The following is a 19,710-nucleotide window of genomic DNA, read 5'->3' on the forward strand; positions in this document are numbered from 1 at the left end:
GCAAATGAAATAGCATCTAAATTGTTTTTTGTTTTTTTAACTGTTTTTTAATAAAAATAGTTGCAAGTAAAATAAATAAAGCTCCAAAAAATACTGTTAAAATTGTTAAAGAAATTGAAATTATAAATCAATAATAATTTTTGTTTTTTGCTTTTATACTTATAATTAAGCCGTATATAGCAAAAGCTAAAGCTAATAATGTAAACATAGGAGTTGTAATAAAAACAAGTATATTAAAATAAATTGATATTGCAGTTATTGCGACAAGACCTGATTCAGTAGTTTTTTTAGAAATATAAAAATTTAAAAATAGCACAATAATATCAAAAAACAATGCAATAAATGATATTGTTGTTAAAACTATTCCAATAATATATAAAATATTGATTTTTTTATTAAATAAATTTTTGTTCATCACATAATTATAAATATTTTTTTAATAAAAAAATCATTATGCTGACTTATTCTTTTAATGCTGTTTTATATATTTTCTTCTATTTTTTGTTTTTTCAATTCTATAATTATTAATATACTAGCAATAATACTAAATAAAAATGGAAATTTTAAATTTAATAAGTATAGTCATCAAATTTTTATTCCAATTTTTTTAGCTTTAATAGCAGCTACAATCAATGTACAAATATTTAATATAAATAATAATAAATTGATATAACAGATTAATTGAGTTATTATTGTTAATTTATAAGAATACTTACCTGAATAAAAAACTGAATCTTTAATTATTAAAGATAAATAAATTAATGATAAAGTAAAAACAATTCACATAAAGACTATTGAGATCTTAAATGTTTTAATATTTTTCATAATTATAATTGTATACTTTAAAAATTTAAAATCAAAAAAGCATTTATTTTTAGCAATCAAGCTTAAAGAGTGCTAAAATATATTAATATAATAAAGTTGGAGGTTAAAATGGACTTTAATTTAGATGATATATTAAATAGTATGAATGGAAATATTGATAATAAAAATAAAAAAGAGGATGATCCTTTAAAAATTTATGGCAGAAACCTTACTGAACTTGCTGCAAAGCATCAATTAGACCCGGTTATAAATAGAGATGATGAAATAAGAAGAATAATTAGAATACTAAGTAGAAAAACTAAAAATAACCCAGTTTTAGTTGGTGAACCTGGTGTAGGAAAAACAGCTATTGTAGAAGGATTAGCAAGAAAAATAGTTGAAGGTCAAGTTCCTGCTAATTTAAAAGATAAAGATGTTTATGAACTTGATTTAACAAGTTTAATAGCTGGTGCTTCATATCAAGGTCAATTTGAAAAAAGATTAAAAGATGTTTTAAAACGGATTGAAGAATCTAATGGTGATATTATAGTTTTTATTGATGAAATACATATGTTAGTAGGTACTGGTAAAAATAATGATGGAGGAATGGATGCTGCTAATATTTTAAAACCTTTAATGGCTAGAGGAAAATTACATTTAATTGGTGCTACAACTTTTGATGAATATAGAAAATATATTGAAAAAGATGCAGCTTTAGAAAGAAGAATGCAAAGAGTTGATGTTCTTGAACCTTCAGTTAGTGATACAATAACTATTTTAAGAGGCATAAAAGAAAGATTTGAAAATTTCCACAATGTAAAAATAACTGACGAAGCTTTAGTAACATCTGCAAAGCTAAGTGCAAGATATATAACCGATAGATTTTTGCCAGACAAAGCTATTGATCTTGTGGACGAAGCTGCTGCTACTATAAAAACAGAAATAAACTATGAACCAGAAGAATTAGAAAAAGCAAAACAAAAATTAGCAAGATTAGAAATGGAAAAATATGCTCTAGTTTCTGAAGATAAAAAAAGACATTCTGAAAGAATTATTGAAATTGATAATGAAATGAAATCAATAAATAAAAATATAACAGAACTAGATATAAAATGAAAAGATGAAAAAAATAGATTAGAAGAACTTTCAAAAACTAAAAAATATTTAGATGATTTAAAACATATGTCTAAAATGTATCAAAATCAAGCTGATTATGAAAAAGCTTCAAAAATTTTATATTCTGAAATTCCTAATACTGAAAAGAAAATTAAAGAATTAGAAAAAATAAATTCCAATTTAGAAAAAAGTTTAATAAAAGATAGTGTAGGTTCAGAAGAAATAGCTACAATTGTGTCTAAATGAACAAAGGTTCCTGTAAATAAGCTTCTTGAAGGTGAAAAAGAAAGACTATTAAATATTGAATCCCATTTAAAGAATAAAATAAAAGGTCAAGATAAGGCTATTTCTATGGTTTCAAAGGCTGTATTAAGAGCTAAAGCAGCTATTAATGATCCAAATAGACCATTGGCAAGCTTTTTATTTTTAGGTCCTACTGGCGTGGGTAAAACTGAGTTAGCTAAAACTTTGGCTTATGAACTTTTTGATTCTGAAAAGCAAATGATTAGACTAGATATGTCTGAATATATGGAAAAACATAGTGTTTCAAAAATAATTGGAGCTGCTCCCGGATATGTAGGATATGATGATGGTGGATACTTAGCTGAAAAAATTAGAAAAAACCCTTATACAATAGTTCTTTTTGATGAAATTGAAAAAGCTGATAGAGAAGTATTAAATATATTATTGCAAATTTTAGACAACGGGGCTTTTACTGATAGTCACGGAAGAATAATAAATTGTCGTAATTTAATAATAATAATGACTTCAAATATTGGTGCTAAAGAAATAATGGAAAAACTAAAAGACGCTTTTGACCAAATGCCTAGTCTAAAAGCTGAATTATTAAAGTTTTTAAGTCCTGAATTTGTTAATAGAATAGATGAAATAATAAAATTTGAACCTTTAAATTCATCTGTTGTAAATGAAATAGTTTCATTAGAATTAGAAAAATTATCAAGAAGAATAAAAGAAACTAAAAAAGTTGAATTAAAATTTTCTGATAAACTTATAGATTTTATAGGTAAAAATGCATATGATGTAAATTTTGGCGCTAGACCAATCAAACGTTTTATACAAAATAACATTGAAAGTGTTTTAGCACTAAAAATTATTGATGGAACTATAAAGGAAAACAATTCATTTATTATTGATGTTTTTGCTTCAAAAATAAATATTAGTAAAATTGAAAAATAAATAAAAAAATAACCAAAACCGTAGTAAATAAGTGTTTATGGTTATTTTTTTATTTATAAAAATGCATATGTAATACATAAAATCATTGTAGCGAAAGTTATACTATCAAATCTATCAAGAAGACCACCATGTCCTACAAGAATTTTTGAATAATCCTTAATTCCATTTATTCTTTTTAAATATGAAAAGAATAAATCTCCTCCTACCGCTGCAAATGGAATCAAAATTATAGCTGGTATTTGAGCAAATAAGTTTGAATTTATTAAATTTAAACCTAATATCATACTTATTGAAAAAGCTCATCCAAAAACTATTGCAAACATAAAACCTTCTCACGTTTTTTTAGGAGAAATATTAGGAAAAAAGCTCTTGTTTATTAGTTTTTTTCCTAAGAATTTACCGCCAATAAAACCACCTATGTCGCTAATGGAAGGAGCAGCACATATAAAAAGAGCTAATTCTCATCTAAATATCAATGATATTTGAATAAATCTACATGCATTTGTTAAAAATCATAAAGTCATAAAAGTTAGAAAAAATCTATAAATTCTATCTTTTGACGACATATTAGTTTTATTTGTAAGTTCTATTATTAAAAAAGCTAAACTCACAATTAATAGAATAACAATAGAAAGTCAATTTAAAATAGATTCTCTTAACAAAACGGTCATAAAAAATTGAAATTCATCTGTTGTGAATAATTTTTGATTTTCTATGTTTATTAAAAGTTTATTAACATTTTGAATTGGAGTAAATATAGATATACTTGTAAAAATAGCTAATATTATTGAATAAACCTTTTTCATTCTATTAGCATTAAAATATTCGTAAGCAAATATGCTGCACATTAATGTTGTAAAAATAAATGAAGTAATTCTACCTGCCAAATAATGTTTTCCTCAAATAGCAACAGGTATCATAAAAGAAGCTAAAGCCACTATAAACAAGGCTGCAGGCAAAATTCTTTCTTTAAATAATTTCATTTTATAACCTATTTAATAATTTAAACACTAGTAGCGTATTGATAATAAACTTGTTTATTTCCTTGATATTTATTCTTTAAATATTTTATAAGTGGAAAAATAGAACAAGCTATTATAATACATACAATTGGTTCAACAGTTAAATTTATAGGATGTGTGATTATTCATAAATGAATTGGAGGCACACCATTTTTACCAAGACTTTCAGGATTAATAGCTTCTCTTATATATTGAGCAGAAAGAACAAAAAATATATTGAAAAATGATGCTAAAAAAGCAAGTATTCCAATTTTTCACATTTTCGGTTTCTTAAAAATACCAAATGCTCAAGAAAAACCATAAATTACTAAGGCCATTTCAATTCTTGGAAGAACTGAAATGTCAAAATATGTATATTTAGTAGCGCCTAATATAAAAGCTAATGTAAATGAAGACAAGCCAAAACCTAATCCAGAAATTAAGTTCCCTTTAATACCTAAATGAAATGTAGCAATTGGTACTAATAAACTTAAAAATGTTATTTGAGTATGCCCTAAATTAATATAACCTACATAAGGAATAACTGCTGATAAAAAAAATCAAGCTATATAAACTGATAAAAATACCAAGTCCATTAAAACGATTTTTTTATTAAATATTTTCTTTTGTTTCATTTTTTTATTTACTAACATTTAATTAATGTTTCAACAATAATGTTATCTTCTTCTAAAAACTTACGACCGTTTAATTCAGCCAATTCCATTAAAACAATTACTTTTTTAACAATAGCACCTTGTTCTTCTAAGAGTTGAACAATCGCTCTTGTAGTTCCTCCAGTTGCTAAAACATCATCTATAATAGCAACTGTTTGTCCTTTTTTAATAAAACCTTTTTGAATTTGTAAAACATCATTGCCGTATTCTAAACCATATGCTCTTGATATTACTTCGCCAGGAAGTTTTCCTGGTTTTCTAACCATAATAAATGGCTTCTTTAAAAAAGCTGCAGTTGGAGTTCCGAACAAAAATCCACGAGCATCAGGTCCAACAATAATATCCACATCCTTTGCTAATTCAGCCATTTTTACAATTGTATAATTTAAAGCATCGCCATTAGCAAGAAGCGGAGAAATATCTTTAAAAATTATTCCTTTTTTTGGGAAATTACTTATGTCTCTTATGTAATTTTCTAATTTCATTATATTACCTCATTATTCAGTAACTGGTACATCCTCATAAAATTCTAAAATATCATCCTCTTTAATATCATTGAATTTACGAATATGAGTACCGAAATCTTTCCCTTTTTCGACTTCTTTAACGTCATTTAATTCACGTTTAAGACTATCTAATAAGCCTGAATGAATAAGTTTTCTATTTCTAAATATTTTAACCTTGCTTCCAGTTTTAACTTTTCCTTCATCCATCATACATCCTGCTATTGTACCAACTTTAGAATAGAAGAAAGTTTTTATAACATGAGCAGTACCTATTTTCTTTTCTTCATAAACAATAGGCTTTTCACCGTCTAAAATAACTTGCATGTCTTCAATTATTTTATAAATAACATCATAGCTCATTATTTTTATACCTGAATCTTTAGCTAATTGTTTTATGCTTGGTCCAACTTTAGAGTTAAATGTAATTATTATTGCATTTGAAGCTTGAGCTAATAAAATATCAGTATTAGCTACTTGGCCTGCTTGTGCACCAACAACTTTTACAATTGCTTCTTCATTTTGCATTCCGTTTAACTTGTTTTTAATAGCTTCAGCTGTTCCTTGAACGTCTGAACGAATAATAACATTAAATACTTTTTTGCCATCTTCGTTTTTTACATTTAAACTTTTTTCATAAAGATTATTATTTTTATCTATTTGAGCTTTTTCGTTAGCTAATTTTTTAGCTAATTTTTCATCATCAAAACCAATAAATTTATCTCCGGCTAATGGGGAATTGTTTAACCCAGAAATCACAACAGGTGTACCAGGTCCTGCAGATTCTACCATTTCACCCCTAGAATTTTTCATTGATCTTATACGTCCATATGAAGAACCAGCAACAACAAAATCTCCTTTGTAAAGAGTTCCGTTTTCAACTACAATTGTAGAAACTGAACCTACACCTTTATCTATTTTACTTTCAATAACTGTTCCAACTGGATATCTATTTGGATTAGCTTTTAAATCAAGAATTTCAGATAAAATTGTTATTGCATTAAACAAGTCATCAATACCTGTTCCTTTTAAAGCAGATCCATAAACTATTTGTACATCTCCACCATATTCTTCAACAATAACATCTGATTCACTTAATTCACGTTTTATTCTGTCTAAATCTTTAACTTGTTTATCCATTTTATTAACAAAAACAACAATAGGAACTTCAGCTGCTCTAGCATGCATAATTGCTTCTCTTGTTTGAGGCATAACTCCATCGTCAGCCGCTACCACTAAAACAATAATATCAGTTACTTTTGCGCCTCTTGAACGCATTTCGCTAAATGCCTCATGACCAGGTGTATCAATAATAGTTATTTTACTATTTTTTCAATTAACTTGATATGCACCGGTGTGTTGAGTAATTCCAGAGCTTTCTGTTTCTACAACTTTTGTTTTCCTAATGTAATCAATTAAACTAGTTTTACCATGATCAACATGACCCATAACTGTAATAATTGGTGGTCTTTTGGTTAAATCTTCTGGATTGTCATTAAATTTAACTTCATTTAAGAAATTACTTGCATCTATTGATTCTTCTTTTTTAAAATCAATATTTCTTTCCATACAAACTTCGGCAATTTCTTCTTCTTCTAATACATGATTAATAGTATAAAGTTTTCCTTTTGCAAAAAAGTACTTAATTATTTCTGTTGCATTTGTACTTATTTTTTGTGCAAATTCTCCAAGTGGCATTTTATTTGTAAAAACAAAAACACCATCTTTAATTTCAGTTTTGATGTTAGAAAGTTGGTTCTTAACTTCATCTGAATTTTTTATTCTATTTCTTTTAGACATTTCGCCTCCTTAATTTGATGATCAATAGCTTCATAAATTTCTCTAGCTACATTTATTCTAAAAGTTCTATTCAAACCTTTGTTTTTTTGTATTAACTTTCAGTTTGCTTCAGTAGGTAAAAAATAGGCCCCTCTTCCATTAAGAGATTTATTTATATCTAACTGAATTATATTTTTTTGTTTATTAAAGTCAATTCTTATTAATTCTGAAACTGAAAAAATTTTATTTGTTGCAATACATTTACGAAATATATTAGTTTCAGTCTTCGTCATCAAATTCACTTAAATCTAAATTGTCAGATAAACCAAAATTCATTAAATCTGAATCTGTATTAAAGTTTCCTGCAATTTCTTTAGCTTTTTTATAGTCATTTACGCCAATTTTTTCTTCTTTATTTTTTGGCTGTTCTTCATTAATAATTTCTTGTTCTTCATCTAATGATGAAATAGAATCGTAAGAATTATTTTCAATTTCATTTTCAGTTTCTTTTAATAAAGCTTCAAAATCTAAATCATCAAAAGTAGGATCTTCTGAAAGTAAAGATTTTTCAATTTCTTTGTAAGCTTGAACATCTTTTTCAAAATTATCAATGTTAATATTAATTTTATCCATGTATTGTGCGGAAGCATTTTTTGTATTTTTTCTAACTGTTTTTTCTTTAAACGTTTTAGCAGTTGTTTCCTTTTGCTCAAATGAATAAGTTGGCATTTCAAATTTAATATTACGTTTTTTAGCGTCTTCAACACTTATAATTTCAAAAGTTGCACCTGTTATTTTTGAGGCTAATTTTGCATTTGTACCGTTTCTACCAATAGCCTTTGTTGTTTCTGTCTTGTTTGCAATAACATAAAAACTTTTATCATAACCTTGAGAATCATTTTTTTCAACTACATCAACTATTTGTGCAGGTGTTAAAGAGTTTTTAATAAATTCTTTTAAATTTGTGTTATAAGCAATAATATCTACTTTTTCATATAAAGAAGTATTGTTATCTTCAAAAATACCATCATTTAACTTATTAATAATTCATGAAAGTCTTTCTGAATTCTCACCCATTACCGATCCAACTATGTCTATTGACTCAATAGCATTTTGACCTAATTCTAAAACTACTTTTGTTCTTTCTCCAGGTTGTCTTTCAATTTGTTTGATATTTATTAAACCTTCGCTTATTTCTGGAACATTGTTTTTTAAAATTGATTCAACAATTTTAGGAGAATCTAATGAAACAGTTATTTGGCTCAATTTTGTTTCATCAGTAACTTGTTCAATAACAACATCATGTATTGTTCCTGGATTCACTTTTCTTTTAGAATTAACAAAATTAGCAGGTAAATAAGCTGATATTTGATCCTCTAAAATTTGAACATTTCAAGATCCGTTAGAATTTTTAGAAGTAAATGAAACTTTTATTGTTTCACCAATTTTTGGCATATATTTGTCAAAAATTATAGTCTTTTGTAACTTTTTAATAGCTTGTTGAATTTGAGAAAAAATTATTTTTAAAGTTTTATTGGCTTCTGAATCAGTCTTAGCATTTAATACTAATAAATCTATTTCTACTTCTATTCAGTCTCCAGGTTCAACATCTTTTTTAATTAATTTTGCTTCTGATAATTTAATATTACTAATTAAATAAGAAGAATCATTTTCTTTTAAATCATTTTCAAATTCTTCATCTTCAACAACTAGAACACTTTTATTAAAAATATGTACTTCTTCTTTTTCTTTATCTCTTACAAAAACAATTTCAGCATCAGGATCTATTCTTTTTTGAATAATTCTTGTTACTTCTTCGCCTAATATATCAATAAGCTTATCAATTGGCAATTTATCATTTTGATTATAGCCATCTATCAATTTGTATCAAGCTTTGTAACTATTTTGTAATTTATTTTCTTCCTTTTTGATAGGCATAAAACTCCTTAGAATTTAATATGTTTATTTATTTTAATAATGTTATTTTTTTCTAACTCAATTTTTCTAAATTGACCTTTGTTATTCCAATGAATTACAATTGAGTCTTCATTTACAGAAAGTAATTTTCCAGTATAATGATTTAATTTATTAACACTTTTTTTCAAATCTAAATCAATTAATTCATCAATATGTTCACCTAATTCATTTATCTCATAATTTGTTTTAAATCCAGGTGAATGAATTGTTAAATAATCAAAATCTAATGTTAGATTGCTTTGATCTATATATTCGTTAATCTCTTTCGAAATTTTATCAACTTCATTCAAATCAGTATATGAAACAGTTATATCTAAAAATGACATGTTGTCTTCATTTATAATTTTTGCTTCTTTTATAATTTCATTAAATTTAGTTTGTAAAAAATCTTTTCAATTCATACTGCTCCTTATAAAAATATTAAAGAGTTGGATTGCTCCAACTCGTATTTAATAGTACGAATAAATAAATTATAACACAAATTATTTATAAATAATTTATTTTAAATTCATAATAAATTTCTCGTATTTATTTTTTAAAATATATATTTTTCAAACTGATAAAATCAAAATTAATTTTAGATAAACCAATTTATTTATCATTTAGATTTAATGTAAGATTATTATTTTTTAAAAAAATTAAAACAATAATGAACAAAAGCTTTAATAATGCAAATGCATAAAATTATTTCTTAGTTTCTTATTCATAAAATCCTATAATTAAGCTTTATAAGTTGTTATTTCTTGTTTTTTTACATCTATTTCTATTTTTCCTAAAAGCTGCAATATCATTTTTGGATAAGAGTGTCCTACATTTAAATTATAAACTACTGAAAGATTTGGAAACTTTTTAAAAAAGCTGCTGAATATTTCTTTATATTCATCAAAAAATGCTTCATTTTGAGGTTTTCCTATTAAAACTCCTTCAAGTTCATTAAAACAATTAGTTTTTTCTATAAATTCTAGCATTGTCTTTATTTTTATAGGTTCTAATTTCAACTCTGATGTTTCTAGTAATAATACTTTTCCTTTAAAATTACAATTTTGTGTAAATAAATTATATTTTTTATTTATATCTTTTTTATTTTCATCAATAAAAAGATCAGCAATACTTTCTAAACAACCACCAATCAATATTCCTTGAAACTTTTCTTTACCTTGCAAAGAAATATAACCATATTCTTCTTTATGAATTTTTCTTGAAGTATTTAATTCTTCTATTCCAAATTGTTTCCTTTCTTCATATCAAAATTCAGATGGTTTATATGTTATTTTATTTTCTGAAAATAAAAACTTAAAAGCAGTTTTAGAATAATTTAACATTTCAAAATCTAACTCGGCAAGATCAGTTAAAAATGCTTGTCCGTAAAATGTAGGAACGTTTAAATTATTAAACATTAAATGATTAATTGTTGTATCAGAGTATCCTAAAAAAATTTTATTCATTGATGATATTATTTTTTTATTATAATCATTATCCAATAAATAAGGAATCGTACGATAAGTATCATTTCCACCTATTGCACATAAAATAAGTCTTATTTCATTATTTTTAATAGCTCAAATTAAATCATTTGCTCTTTTGTCAGGATTTTCATTTATATATTTGAGACCTTTTAATGCATTTGGAGTAAATTTAACTTTTAAAGAAAAATCTTCTAATCTTTTTGTTCCTATTTTTACTTGATGTTCACAGAAGGACTCACCTAAAACACCTGAGGACAAACTTATTATTGAAACACTATCATTATTTTTTAATTTTCATATTTTTTTCATAAACATATTATACAAAATAAAAAACCATCCTTAATTAGGATGGCTAGAAAGCAGAAGCTTATTAAGCATTTGCTTTTTGTTCGTTTGCAAATTTATCTAAACGAGATGATTTTCTTGCACCTTTATTAGCATGGAAAACACCTTTTTGAACAGCTGTAGCAATAATTGAGTGAGCTTCAGCAACTAATTTATCTGCATTAGCATCTTTAGCAATTAAAGCTTCTCTTGCTGCTCTTATAGCTTTTTTAACACGTGTTTTCATAGCATTGTTTCTTAATCTAAATTCTTCTTGTTTAACAATGCTTTTCATCTTTGATTTAATGTTTGCCATAATAAGCCTCCTTTTTATATAAATAGTTCGACTATTTTAAAAATCAATGAAATTATACAACAAAACATTTATATTAATTACATAAAATAAAAAATGTAATATGATTTTATTACTATGTCAAAAATTATAGAAATGAAAATGGAAATTCCAAACAATTCAAATATTAAATATGAATATGATCGTGCAGATGGTCAAATTCATGTTGATCGTATTTTAAGAGGAGATTTTAAATACCCATGTAATTATGGTTTTGTGCCTGTTGCTTTAGATTGAGATGGTGATGAATTAGATGTTTTATTATACTCACCAGAAACATTTATGCCAGGTGTAGTTTTAAATGCACGTATTATTGGTGCTATGAAAATGAACGATTCAGGTGAAACAGATACTAAATTAATTGCTGTTCATGCTGATGATTATCGTTTAGATCACATTAAATCATTAAAAGATTTACCAGAACCTTTTTTAGCTTCTGTAGAAACTTTCTTCAACAACTATAAAAATTGAAAAAAACCAGGACTAACACAAGTCTTAGGTTGAGAAGATGAAAAATGAGCAATTGAAGAAATAGAAGAATGCATTGAATTAATGAATAAATATGGAAAAATGCCTAAAAAAGAATTTGTTGCTAAAATGATGAAAGAACATCCAGAAAAATACACATTTTAATTTCAACAATTTAAAACAGAATGTCTAATTTTAAATAGATTTTCTGTTTTTTTATACAAATTAGTATTTTTGCTTTTTTCTATATTTTAAAAATATACTAATGATTTTAGTAAAATAAATATTGTAAAGTTGTAAGGAGAAAAAATGAAATTATTTGAAAATTTTAAAGAAAGAATAGAAGAAATTTCTTCTAAAGAGTTAAATCAAGATCAAAAAGATTTAGCTATAAAAATTTTAGAAAAATTTAAAGATGAAGAAAAACAGTTAGAATATGTTTTTCAATTTATTGCACAAAGAATTAAAACAGGTTTTAGATTTGATGCAGCTCCAGAAGCTAATTCTAAAACAATTGCAATTCTTAAAAAAGATGAAGAGCTTAGTTTTGTTTTAGACGAAAACAAAACTAAGGAAAATACTTTAATTATCGGAGAAAACTACGACGCTTTAAAGAATTTAATAATAGTCGAGAGAGAGAGAGAGAGAGCAGGGCTCTCATATAAATATGATTTAATTTATATTGATCCTCCTTATAACACTGAAGCTACTAAAAATGATGGAAATGCAGTTTCAGATAACAATGAAGAAATAAAAGCGAATAAATTTGTATATCGTGATAAATATTCACGTAATGGTTGATTAAATTTAATGAATGAAAGATTAAAATTAGCTAAAGAGCTTCTCAAAGATGATGGAGTTATTTTTGTTTCAATCGACGATGCCGAACAAGCCTATTTAAAAGTGTTAATGGACGAAATTTTTGGCGAAGAGAATTTTGTAAATAATTTTATGTGAATGCATGGCTTGGGAAAAAAGGATAAGTTTTCAAGAACATTGCAAGAATATGTATTGTGTTATTGTAGAGATAAGAGTTTTTTAAAAAGCTGGAGATACGACAAAATAATAGAATATGATAATTTATCTAATCCAGATAATGATTCTAGAGGAGAATGGTTTTCAGGGAGCATTTCATTTAGTGAAGAGAGAAGTAATAAAAATCATCCTAATTACTTTACCATTTATTCACCATCAGGAATTAGTTGAACTAGACAATGACAATGTAACGAAGAAGAAATGAAAGAGTTATTGAAAAATAATCTTATTTATTTTGGAACTCCTCCTGAATATAATAATGTTCCTAGATATAAAAAATTTAATGGAGAAACCGTTGAAATTATTCTAACTAATTTTTTTGATAATCATGGGACAACTAAAAGTGCTAAAACCGAACTATACAAAATAATTAAAAAACCTAGTGATATTAAAAAAGAACATACACCAAAGCCAACATTATTAATTAAAGATATTGTAAAACTTATAAGTGGTGAAAAAACAAGAATTTTAGACTTCTTTGCTGGTTCTGGAACAACAGCTCACGCCGTTTTAGAATTAAACCGTGAAGATAATGGAAATAGAACATTTACATTAGTAACAAATAACGAAAACAACATAGGTATAGATGTAAATTACGAAAGACTATATAGAATAAATCATGGAATCGGAACAAAAGGCGAAACTTTTGAATGAACTAATAAAAACGAACCTTATAAAGCTAATTTAAACGTTTTTAAATTAGAATATTTTGACGTAAGTCCTAATAATTTAGACATAAACGTAAAAGAATTAGCAAATAAATTAATAAATGTATTAAAAGAATTTGGAATAACTTCAATAGATCAAAATAATGAACAAGAATATATTAATTTATTAAATGACTTATCATCATTAAAACCTTTAGAAAAGGAAAATAATGAATCTAACTAATTCACAAGAAAGAGTTGTAAATAGTTTATTAAACAAAACTATTGAAAGTATAGAAACTAATAAAATTAGTTCAGTTTATTTTAAAGCCCCAACTGGATCCGGCAAAACATTTATGATGATTAACTATATTGATAAATTAATAGAATGAAACAAACTAAACTTTAATGATAATTTAGTTTTTGTAATTGTTACATTATCAAGTGCAGAATTACCGAAACAAATGGAAGAAAACTTTAATGAATACAAACATTATCTATCAAATAATGATTTAAAAATAACTAGAATTGAAAGTCCTTCAAATATCAATAAAAATTCTAAAGTAGAAAAAAATTATCAATTTTTTGCTAAACCGAATAATGTATATATAATGGGCGGGGCTTCATTTAGAAACAATTCAATTTTAAGAGAACAAGGTGCAATTGAAGCTTTTTTAGGTGAAATTAGATTAAATGATTATAAGTTAATTTATATAAGAGATGAAGCTCATATAGGAGCTGACACCAATAAAAAAACTTATAAAGACGAAGCTAATTTTGAACAAAATATGCAAAAAAATGCTCACTTTATTGTAAAAATGACAGCCACACCTGATGATAATAGTATTAATCTTATAGAACTTAGTGAAAAAGAATTAGCTAATGACAATATAAAGCTTTTAAAAAGTGAAAAAGTCTTTAATGAAGGCATAAACAATAATAATGAAATTGATAATATTGATAATGAAACCATTTTAGAGCAGGCTTGCTTAAAATTTAAACAGATAAAAGAAGAATATAACAATAGTGAAAAAGAACCTGGTTTAGTTGGCATAGATGCAGCTATGTTAATTCAAATTGATAATACTAGCAAAGATATTGAAAAAGAAGCTAAATTTAAAGAAACATTAGAATTAATAATTAAAAAGTTGAACGAACATAATTTATCCTGAGTTAAATATTTTGATCAAAATGACAAAGAATCAAATTTAAGAATGAAAGAAAATTATTCTCTTAGAGATATATCAAAAAATAATTCAGCTATAGATGTAATTATTTTCAAAGTAGGTCCAGCTACTGGGTGAAATATACCTAGAGCTTGTATGATTGTTCAATTAAGAAATGTTTCTTCAAAAAACTTAAGTATACAGACTATAGGAAGAATAAAAAGAAATCCTAATCCAAGTTTTAATTTTATGCACAATTCAATTGCAAATAAATATTTTATTTACAGTAATGTAGATAGAGAAGTAAACGATCAAAAAACATTATTTTTAAAAGATGATTTTAAAAGTGAAGAGTTTGTTTATGGTTCATTAAAAAACATAAAATCTAATTCCGTTTTTAACATTGAAAGCTATGAAAAAGATATTTTAGACGAAATTGATCACTATAATCTAAATTATTTTGAAATGAAAATGGAAGAAATAAATTATGAATTTAGCAAAAATAATTTTATAGTAGCTGATAAAAAATCTTATGGTAATAAAGAATTTATAGATATTAAATTGTTGAATAAAATTCAAATTGAGCTTTATAATATTAAACAATTAAAATTAAATGAAAAATTTTTAACAAAAAATATTATGAATAAATTAAATGACTTTTATAATTTGAATTTAAAAAATAAAATAGATAATACTTTATTTTGATTCATTATGATAAAGAATAAATTTAATTATTTTAAAGAAAAATATAATAAAAATATACAAAATCAATTAGATCAAAATGAAATTGAATATAGACTAGAAAAAGAAAAATATTTGCCAGAATATTTAATTGCAAAAATAACTGAAAAAAATTCAACTAAAACAAATCAAAAATTTGCATACAGGGAATTTAATAATGAAATGCCTTCTTTAAACATAGATTCTGAGGCTGAAAAAGAATTTGTTAAAGAATTGGATTATTTAATTAGAAAAATGAATAAAGATAAAGATAATATAAAAATATGAACTAAAAATCCTACTTATAACGGCGTTAATTTTGAATACTTTTTTAAATCTATAAACGGTTATGAAATAGCAAATAGTTATCCAGATTTTTTAATAAAACATAATAATCATTTTATTTATTTAGAAGTTAAAACTTACAATAATGATATAGATGAAAATAAAACATTATTGCTTTGAAAAGAATATAAAAAGTACATTCAACAAAATAAAAATTCTAAAATAAATTTAACTCTTGCTATTGCTTTAGTTGATGTTAAAAATGAATTAATTTATATAGCTGGTTCAAGTACAATAAAAGAGTTAGATAATGAACTTTCTAACACTAATCCTAATGAAGTTTCAGTGCATGATAAAATAAAAAGTAAGTCAATAAATGATCTTCAAGATTTATTATAATTATTTATAATCTCAAGATTTCTTGAGATTTTTTAATAAAAAACACCCTTTTGCAAGAGTGCTTAAATAGATAATCCTTTTATATGACAAACACGGCATCTAGCTTCATATTCATCATCGCCTAAAACATTTAGTTCTTTACTTTCGATTTTTCTAAAACTAAAGCCTGCATCTTTTTTACATTTCATACAAACTGCTTTTAATTTAGTAACTTCATCAGCTATGGAAATTACTTTGGGCATTATTCCGAAAGGTCTTCTTAAAAAATCCATATCTAGCCCCGAACAAATTACTCTACAACCTTTTAAAATAAGATTTTCAATTACTTCTAATAATGATTCCTCCATAAAGTTAACTTCATCTATTGCAATAGCTTTATATCTATTATTATATAAACTTATTATTTCAAGTGCATTTTGAACATTATGAGCTTTTATTCTAGCGCCTGTACGACTTACTAATTCGCTATTACTATATCTAGTATCGAAACTAGGTTTAATAACTAATGTTTTAATACCTGCTATTTCTAATATTTTAATTCTTTTAATTAATTCTTCAGTTTTTCCACTAAACATTGGACCTGTTATTACTTCTAAAATACCATTTCCTTTTTGTATATACATGCATACTCCTTTTTTATAGATATTTTGGGTAAAAAAAGAGTCTTTAGTAAGACTCCTTTAAAGAACTAAGCTAAAGCTAATTCTGTTAAAGTTTTAACCATAATTCCTTGTGGTTCTTCATTAATTTCTGCTGTTCCAGCAACATCACAGTGAATAAATTCTACATTATCTGTAAATTCTTTTAAAAACATAGCTGCTGAACAAGAACCAGCATTTCCTGAAAGATCTGTGTTTTTAAAATCTGCTACTTTTGAACTTTTAATGTTTTTTGCAAAAGCTGCATCAAAAGGCATTCTTCAAACTAATTCATGTGCATTTTCAGCGGCTGATTTAATGTCTTCTCAAGCTTTATCTGTTGTAGCTCAAATTCCTGTATATGTATGACCTAAAGCAACAACCATGGCACCTGTCAATGTTGCAACGTCAATTAAACGTGTTGCATTAAGTACTCTAGCACCATAAGTAAGACCGTCAGCCATTACTAAACGACCCTCTGCATCAGTGTTATTAATTTCAACAGTTTTACCGTTCATAGCTGTTCAAACTGAATCAGGCAATGAAGCATCACCATTAACTCTATTATCTGTAATACACATAACTGCAGCTACGTTTTTCTTAGGTTTTAATTCTGCTATAGCTTTCATAGCACTTGCTACAATTACACTACCAGACATATCAAATTTCATTCCTAACATACTTCTTGATGGTTTTAATGAATAACCACCTGAGTCAAATGTTATGCCTTTACCAATCATAACTGTTTTTTCTTTTGATTCTGGATCACCGTTATATTCAATAACAACTACTCTAGGTTCATACATACTTCCACGGTTAACTGAAAGTAATAACCCCATTTTTTGTTTTTCAATTTCTGCTTTATTTAAAACAGTAACTTTTAAATTTTTATTAGCACTTAAATCTTTATAAACAACTTCTGCTAAATATTCAGAATTACAAATATTAGGTGGCATAATTTGTAGATTTCTAGCATAATTTGTTGCATTAGCTAAAATTAATGCTTTTTCAAATTCTTCAGACATGCATTCGCCTATTTCTTCAACAAAAGGTTCTACTAAAATATCTGATTCTTCATTTTTACTTTTAGCACTATAAATATCACCTTTTTCAAAATATAAAGCACTTGTAAATGCTTCAATTACTTGGCAAGGTTTTACTTTTTCATTAGCAAATGATCTAATATCAACTTGATAATTTCTTTGTGCCATTGAAGCAAATCTTTTAAAGAAACCTAAAACATCTTCATATTTTAAATCTTCTTTTTTGCCCATAAATACATACGCTGTATTCTTATCAAAATATTCTGTAATTTGTCCGCTTTTTTTAATTAAGAAATCGTCTTCAATTTCTTTATCAAATGTAGCTTTAAGTAACATAGCATTTGTTCTTTGTGTTGCTATTTTATTAAAAAGTTTCATATTGTCTCCTTACTTTTTTATTACTTTTATTAAAATAATTTTAACATTTACAAAAAATAAACTGCATAATTTTATATATAATTTAATCATGAAAAGATACGTAGGACTAGAAAGGTGAAAATACTTATTTAATGATTGAAGTATTTTTCCAAAATGAACAATAAGAAGAATAGCCTTTGTTGGTATTTTAATTGCCATTAGCGTTGTTATTTTTACTGTTTTTGCTTCATTTATACCTCTTATAACTATACCTAGTTATAAAATAAGTTTTATTGGTTTACCTATTAAAATAAGCGGTTTTATATTTGGACCACTAGTTGGAGCGATTGTTGGATTGATAAGTGATATAATTAGTTTTTCAATTTTTCCTACTTTTTATAATGTTTACTATACTTTAGCAGCAGTTGTAAATGGTGTTGTTTCAGGGGTTGTTGGTTTACTATTTGTTAAATTTTTCAAATATGTTTTTGGTGGGCAATTTATTGAATCTATTTATGTAAGCAAGATATACTATTTAAATAAAAAATTAATAAAAATAAAATCAAATAATCCGGAATCTAAAAAAATAAAACAATTACAAAATAGAATTATCCAACTTGGTGAAAAAAGAAAAATGAATTCTATGATGAATTCACCAAAACATTTATTGAATATAAATTTAATTACTTCAATAATTTTACTTTCAACTATATGTCTTGCTATTTTTATAATAGTAATGTACAAAGTGGATGATCAAATAATAAAAAACAAAAGCATCATACCTAATAAAATAGCATTAATAGCAACAATGGAATCAGGATATTTATTAATGATTTTATTCTTAATAATAGCAAGGTTTAAAATAAGACCTAAAAGATTCTTAGTAATTGTGCCAATTGTTGTATTTAGTGCATTTATTGAATCTATAAATGTTCCAATATTATCTTTAGCTGACTCTAAAATAGCTAGTGGTTCTAGTGAATCTATTATTACTTTTATGTTTCAACATATAGTTTTAAGTCCAGTTAAAATTTGAGCTAATATGTTTATAATTTACTTTACATATTCTATAATAGCTCCGTTAGTAAATAAAAATAATGAAATAGTTTATAATTAATTAAGCGCATAAGCGCTTTTTTAATTATTTTATAGCTATTTTGGCTCTTTATATATTTTATTCATAGCTAAAAAATAATTTAATATTTTATATATAATTAATCATATAAAAATAAAATAAGGAACAAAATGAACGAAATTAAAGAATTAAAAAAAGTACAAGCTAACTTGCAGATTTTTTATCAAAAATTAAGCAATATTCATTGAAATATTTCTGGTTTAGAATTTTTTGAAATACATGAAGAAGTTGACAAATTAAGAGAAAATACTTTAGATTTTATAGATGAAATTGCTGAAAAAATATTAATGAAAAATGATTTAGCATTAGGCAGTTATAAAGAAATATTAGAATTAAGTAAACTTCAAGAAATTCAATCACAAGAATTTAATTATAACTTAGCAGCAAAAATAATTATTGATGACCTAAAAGTTTTATTAGAAATATTAGAAGAATTTGAATGATCAAAAAGAGTTCAACCTTTAATTGATGAAATACTATTATCATTTGATAAATGACTATGACAATTTAATAAAATTGTTAAATAATTAAATAAATTACGTTTTTATAATAATCAGATTTATTTCTGGTTATTTTTTTATTAATTTTGTATATAAATAAAGTAAAAGGGCTTTATAATATTAA

General features: G+C 24.9%; 19 protein-coding genes. 6 read left to right on the plus strand and 13 right to left on the minus strand.

The features are described 5' to 3' along the window. Window positions 1–16 precede the first annotated feature (16 nt). Together EXC47_RS02155 and EXC47_RS02160 are read right to left on the minus strand one after the other, a co-directional pair. The gene (locus EXC47_RS02155; RefSeq protein WP_129646696.1) at window positions 17–415 is read right to left on the minus strand and encodes a hypothetical protein; all 399 of its coding nucleotides are present in this window, start codon (window positions 413–415) and stop codon (window positions 17–19) included. A gap of 65 nt (window positions 416–480) precedes the next feature. Beyond that, entirely contained in the window at window positions 481–825 is a 345-nt protein-coding gene (locus tag EXC47_RS02160; protein WP_129646698.1) for a hypothetical protein, read from the minus strand. Between the two features lie 108 nt (window positions 826–933). Between EXC47_RS02160 and EXC47_RS02165 the strand changes: the two genes are divergently transcribed. Further along, the gene (locus EXC47_RS02165) at window positions 934–3,117 is read left to right on the plus strand and encodes an ATP-dependent Clp protease ATP-binding subunit (protein WP_129646700.1); all 2,184 of its coding nucleotides are present in this window, start codon (window positions 934–936) and stop codon (window positions 3,115–3,117) included. Window positions 3,118–3,170: 53 nt separating this feature from the next. Here EXC47_RS02165 and EXC47_RS02170 read toward each other — a convergent pair whose 3' ends face one another. The 9 genes from EXC47_RS02170 to rpsT all read right to left on the minus strand — a co-directional run bounded on the left by EXC47_RS02170 (window position 3,171) and on the right by rpsT (window position 11,157). Continuing rightward, window positions 3,171–4,100 carry a phosphatidate cytidylyltransferase gene (locus EXC47_RS02170; RefSeq protein WP_129646702.1) on the minus strand — a complete coding sequence of 310 codons (930 nt, stop codon included), beginning with the start codon at window positions 4,098–4,100 and terminating at the stop codon, window positions 3,171–3,173. A gap of 20 nt (window positions 4,101–4,120) precedes the next feature. Beyond that, window positions 4,121–4,753 carry a hypothetical protein gene (locus EXC47_RS02175; protein ID WP_129646704.1) on the minus strand — a complete coding sequence of 211 codons (633 nt, stop codon included), beginning with the start codon at window positions 4,751–4,753 and terminating at the stop codon, window positions 4,121–4,123. A gap of 11 nt (window positions 4,754–4,764) precedes the next feature. Then, window positions 4,765–5,277: an adenine phosphoribosyltransferase gene (locus tag EXC47_RS02180; RefSeq protein WP_129646706.1), complete on the minus strand. Its 513-nt coding sequence runs from the start codon at window positions 5,275–5,277 to the stop codon at window positions 4,765–4,767. Window positions 5,278–5,289: 12 nt separating this feature from the next. Then, complete coding sequence (gene infB / locus EXC47_RS02185; protein ID WP_129646708.1) at window positions 5,290–7,095, minus strand: translation initiation factor IF-2; 1,806 nt, start codon at window positions 7,093–7,095, stop codon at window positions 5,290–5,292. Next, window positions 7,074–7,367: a YlxR family protein gene (locus EXC47_RS02190; protein WP_129646710.1), complete on the minus strand. Its 294-nt coding sequence runs from the start codon at window positions 7,365–7,367 to the stop codon at window positions 7,074–7,076. The genes infB and EXC47_RS02190 overlap by 22 nt, the downstream gene beginning before the upstream one ends. Next, window positions 7,348–9,012: a NusA N-terminal domain-containing protein gene (locus EXC47_RS02195; protein ID WP_129646712.1), complete on the minus strand. Its 1,665-nt coding sequence runs from the start codon at window positions 9,010–9,012 to the stop codon at window positions 7,348–7,350. The genes EXC47_RS02190 and EXC47_RS02195 overlap by 20 nt, the downstream gene beginning before the upstream one ends. Window positions 9,013–9,020: 8 nt before the next feature. Continuing rightward, window positions 9,021–9,452, minus strand: coding sequence for an LSm family protein (locus EXC47_RS02200; protein WP_129646714.1), 432 nt, complete (start codon window positions 9,450–9,452; stop codon window positions 9,021–9,023). A 318-nt stretch (window positions 9,453–9,770) separates the two neighbouring features. Further along, window positions 9,771–10,826 (minus strand): S66 family peptidase, encoded by a 1,056-nt coding sequence (locus tag EXC47_RS02205; RefSeq protein WP_165255946.1) that lies wholly within the window; start codon window positions 10,824–10,826, stop codon window positions 9,771–9,773. Between the two features lie 61 nt (window positions 10,827–10,887). Then, entirely contained in the window at window positions 10,888–11,157 is a 270-nt protein-coding gene (gene rpsT, locus EXC47_RS02210; protein ID WP_129646718.1) for a 30S ribosomal protein S20, read from the minus strand. A gap of 114 nt (window positions 11,158–11,271) precedes the next feature. Between rpsT and EXC47_RS02215 the strand changes: the two genes are divergently transcribed. The 3 genes from EXC47_RS02215 (at window position 11,272) to EXC47_RS02225 (ending at window position 15,913) form a co-directional block, all read left to right on the plus strand. Continuing rightward, window positions 11,272–11,826 carry an inorganic diphosphatase gene (locus EXC47_RS02215; RefSeq protein WP_129646720.1) on the plus strand — a complete coding sequence of 185 codons (555 nt, stop codon included), beginning with the start codon at window positions 11,272–11,274 and terminating at the stop codon, window positions 11,824–11,826. Window positions 11,827–11,970: 144 nt separating this feature from the next. Beyond that, entirely contained in the window at window positions 11,971–13,587 is a 1,617-nt protein-coding gene (locus tag EXC47_RS02220) for a site-specific DNA-methyltransferase (protein WP_129646721.1), read from the plus strand. Then, window positions 13,574–15,913: a DEAD/DEAH box helicase family protein gene (locus EXC47_RS02225; protein WP_129646723.1), complete on the plus strand. Its 2,340-nt coding sequence runs from the start codon at window positions 13,574–13,576 to the stop codon at window positions 15,911–15,913. The genes EXC47_RS02220 and EXC47_RS02225 overlap by 14 nt, the downstream gene beginning before the upstream one ends. 62 nt (window positions 15,914–15,975) lie before the next feature. Here EXC47_RS02225 and EXC47_RS02230 read toward each other — a convergent pair whose 3' ends face one another. Further along, complete coding sequence (locus EXC47_RS02230; RefSeq protein ID WP_129646725.1) at window positions 15,976–16,536, minus strand: thymidine kinase; 561 nt, start codon at window positions 16,534–16,536, stop codon at window positions 15,976–15,978. A 65-nt stretch (window positions 16,537–16,601) separates the two neighbouring features. Beyond that, window positions 16,602–17,972 carry a M17 family metallopeptidase gene (locus tag EXC47_RS02235; protein WP_129646727.1) on the minus strand — a complete coding sequence of 457 codons (1,371 nt, stop codon included), beginning with the start codon at window positions 17,970–17,972 and terminating at the stop codon, window positions 16,602–16,604. A gap of 88 nt (window positions 17,973–18,060) precedes the next feature. On the opposite strand from EXC47_RS02235, the gene EXC47_RS02240 reads away from it, so the two are divergent. Together EXC47_RS02240 and EXC47_RS02245 are read left to right on the plus strand one after the other, a co-directional pair. After that, a complete protein-coding gene (locus tag EXC47_RS02240; RefSeq protein ID WP_129646729.1) occupies window positions 18,061–19,068 on the plus strand; it encodes an ECF transporter S component in 1,008 nt (335 codons plus the stop codon). Window positions 19,069–19,196: 128 nt separating this feature from the next. Then, window positions 19,197–19,613 carry a Dps family protein gene (locus tag EXC47_RS02245; protein WP_129646731.1) on the plus strand — a complete coding sequence of 139 codons (417 nt, stop codon included), beginning with the start codon at window positions 19,197–19,199 and terminating at the stop codon, window positions 19,611–19,613. The last annotated feature ends 97 nt before the right edge of the window (window positions 19,614–19,710 follow it).

The sequence above is a fragment of the Mycoplasmopsis maculosa genome, from assembly GCF_900660665.1.
Lineage (GTDB): Bacteria > Bacillota_I > Bacilli_A > Mycoplasmatales > Metamycoplasmataceae > Mycoplasmopsis > Mycoplasmopsis maculosa.